Source organism: Nitrospira sp. BLG_2, assembly GCF_049222245.1.
Map to the genome: position 1 here is coordinate 1 of NZ_JBLYIG010000362.1, position 2342 is coordinate 2342.

Consider the following 2342-nt stretch of genomic DNA (forward strand, 5'->3'; position numbering starts at 1 on the left):
CGGATTGATCATTGGATTTGCAGGGACAGGCATCGGCATTCCCTTGGGCTACGCATTTCTCTGGTTGATTCAAACATTTTGGACGTTCGACCCGAGCGTGTACTCCATCTCCACCATTCCGGTTCATGTACTGGCCGAAGATGTCCTCCTGGTGGCAGGGTCCGCCATTCTGATCAGTTTTTTGGCGACGGTCTATCCGGCCAATCAGGCCGCGAAGCTGGAACCCGTCGCTGCGTTGCGGTATGAATGACCGTTGTTCGTCAAGCGTGACCTCGGCGGGGCCGACGAGCGTATGATGATGGTTCCATGATCAAAGTCACCAATCTTCATAAATCCTTCTCGATGGGGTCTTATGAACTGCCCGTGCTCAAAGGGATCAATCTCGAGATTCACCGCGGCGAGCTGGTGGCGATCGTTGGAGCTTCGGGAGCCGGCAAGAGCACCTTGCTCCATATTATCGGGACCCTTGATGAACCGACCAATGGCACAGTTACGTTCGATGGGCACGATCTCTTTCGGATGACGGATACACAGCAGGCAGAGTTCAGGAATCGACGGATAGGGTTCGTGTTTCAATTCCATCACTTGCTCGCCGAGTTCACGGCGTTGGAAAATGCCTGCATGCCTGCACTCGTGCAACGCCGCGAACCCGTCTCCGTCAAATCCGACGCCACAACCCTTCTCACGGAAGTCGGATTGGGCCATCGCCTTCATCACAAGCCCGGAGAGCTGTCGGGAGGCGAGCAACAGCGGGTCGCCATGGCGCGCGCGTTGATGCAGAATCCGGATTTGGTCTTGGCTGATGAACCGACCGGGAACCTCGACACACACAGCGGAGAAGGGCTGTTCGGATTGATGCGCACCTTGAACAAGACACGAGGAACAACGTTCGTCATCGTCACGCATAACGACAAGCTCTCCGCCCAGTCCGACCGCATCATTCACATGCAGGATGGTCAAGTCGTCTGACTGTCGGATACCTCCATCGCCTCATCCTCTCGCCCCGTTCAATTCCGATATTTTTAAGCAGTCACCAAGTTGCCAACACACACACCGGACTTCATCATATGTGGTGTGGGTCAGCTGCGTTTCCTTGACGAACTATCATTCCTTCTCTAGACTCGCCGAGGTGTCTATTCGCTCAAGGATCTGAGATGCGCTGTTCATCACCGCTTCGCATAGGCGTGTTGCTGGCCGCCTCAGCGTTGCCGTCTCATGTATCAGCAGCTGAATTTGTGATCGCAGGTCCTCGCGCCATGGGCATGGGTGGAGCCGGCGTCGCCGTCACAACCAATGCGCTCGCCACTTATTGGAATCCAGCCGGCTTAGCCATGACCCAGACCGTGGATATTCGCGTCCAGGGGGGTGGGCTTGCGATCGATCGCCGTGGCTTAGGTGACGCACTTCATGATCTGGAGAACTTCAATACCAGCGATACATCGTCGGACAATTTGGCGAGAGGTCAGAGCATTGCTGATCGCATCAATCAACCAGGCGCGACAGTCTCAGTCAACGGCTCCGCCGGTCTCTATTTGAAAGGGCATCTTGGCGAACATGCATTGGGATTCAACGTGTCTGACGTTGCAACCGGCGGTGGGTTCGTCTCAACCCCTGTACAAGCCTCTCAGCCAGGCGGGGCAGGAACTCCCATCACCGTGGCGGGCCAGATGGCGCTTCGTGGACTCGAAGCGAGACAGTTGGCCTTTTCCTACGCCTATGCCTTTTCAGACAAGACTTTTTCAATCGGGGTTACCGCAAAGGTTATCCAAGGCGCCGCGTACCGTGGTTCGACCGACCTCCAAGGCGGGAGCGGTGTTAGTACGACTGATCATTTCGGCAAACCGAACATCTCAACGACCTATGGAATCGACATAGGGGCCATCTATCGTCCATCCTCATGGATCAGGTTTGGGATCGTTGCGAAGGACATCAATCAACCGACCTTCGATGCTGCCGAGGGCGGGGAGCTAAAATTGGAACCACAGGTTCGGGCCGGCGTCGCGATCAATCCATACTCTACTTTGACATTGACGGCGGATGTGGATGCGACCTCGAACAAAACCTTTGTCCCGGGGGAGAAGAGCCAACTCCTGAGTCTGGGAATAGAGCAGACGATCTTGTCTGAATTTCTTTCGTTTAGGGTCGGCACCTTCAAGAACATGCAGGATGCATCCACTCCCTTTGTTCCCACGGCCGGATTAGGCGTACGGTGGTTTAATTTCCGCGCCGATGCCGGAGGAGGATACGACTTTCGTGAAAAGGGTGCTCTGGTTTCTGCTTCTATTTCATTGACATTCTAATGGTATACTAAGCCCATGTTGTCTCGATCATTTGCGCACATC

General features: G+C 54.9%; 3 protein-coding genes. All 3 read left to right on the plus strand.

All coding sequences use genetic code 11. The features are described 5' to 3' along the window. Positions 1–250, plus strand: a 250-nt coding sequence (locus ACOSYY_RS09960) for an FtsX-like permease family protein (RefSeq protein ID WP_421662137.1), incomplete at its 5' end; no start/stop codon positions are given. A 56-nt stretch (positions 251–306) separates the two neighbouring features. Then, complete coding sequence (locus ACOSYY_RS09965; protein ID WP_421662139.1) at positions 307–969, plus strand: ABC transporter ATP-binding protein; 663 nt, start codon at positions 307–309, stop codon at positions 967–969. A gap of 185 nt (positions 970–1154) precedes the next feature. Beyond that, a complete protein-coding gene (traF, locus tag ACOSYY_RS09970; protein ID WP_421662141.1) occupies positions 1155–2300 on the plus strand; it encodes a conjugal transfer protein TraF in 1146 nt (381 codons plus the stop codon). Positions 2301–2342 lie beyond the last annotated feature (42 nt).

What these genes read in the sequence shown, in the direction of transcription:
- ACOSYY_RS09965 (WP_421662139.1), top strand. Translation starts at nt 307, where the DNA reads ATGATCAAAGTCACCAATCTTCATAAATCCTTCTCGATGGGGTCTTAT.
- traF (WP_421662141.1), top strand. Translation starts at nt 1,155, where the DNA reads ATGCGCTGTTCATCACCGCTTCGCATAGGCGTGTTGCTGGCCGCCTCA.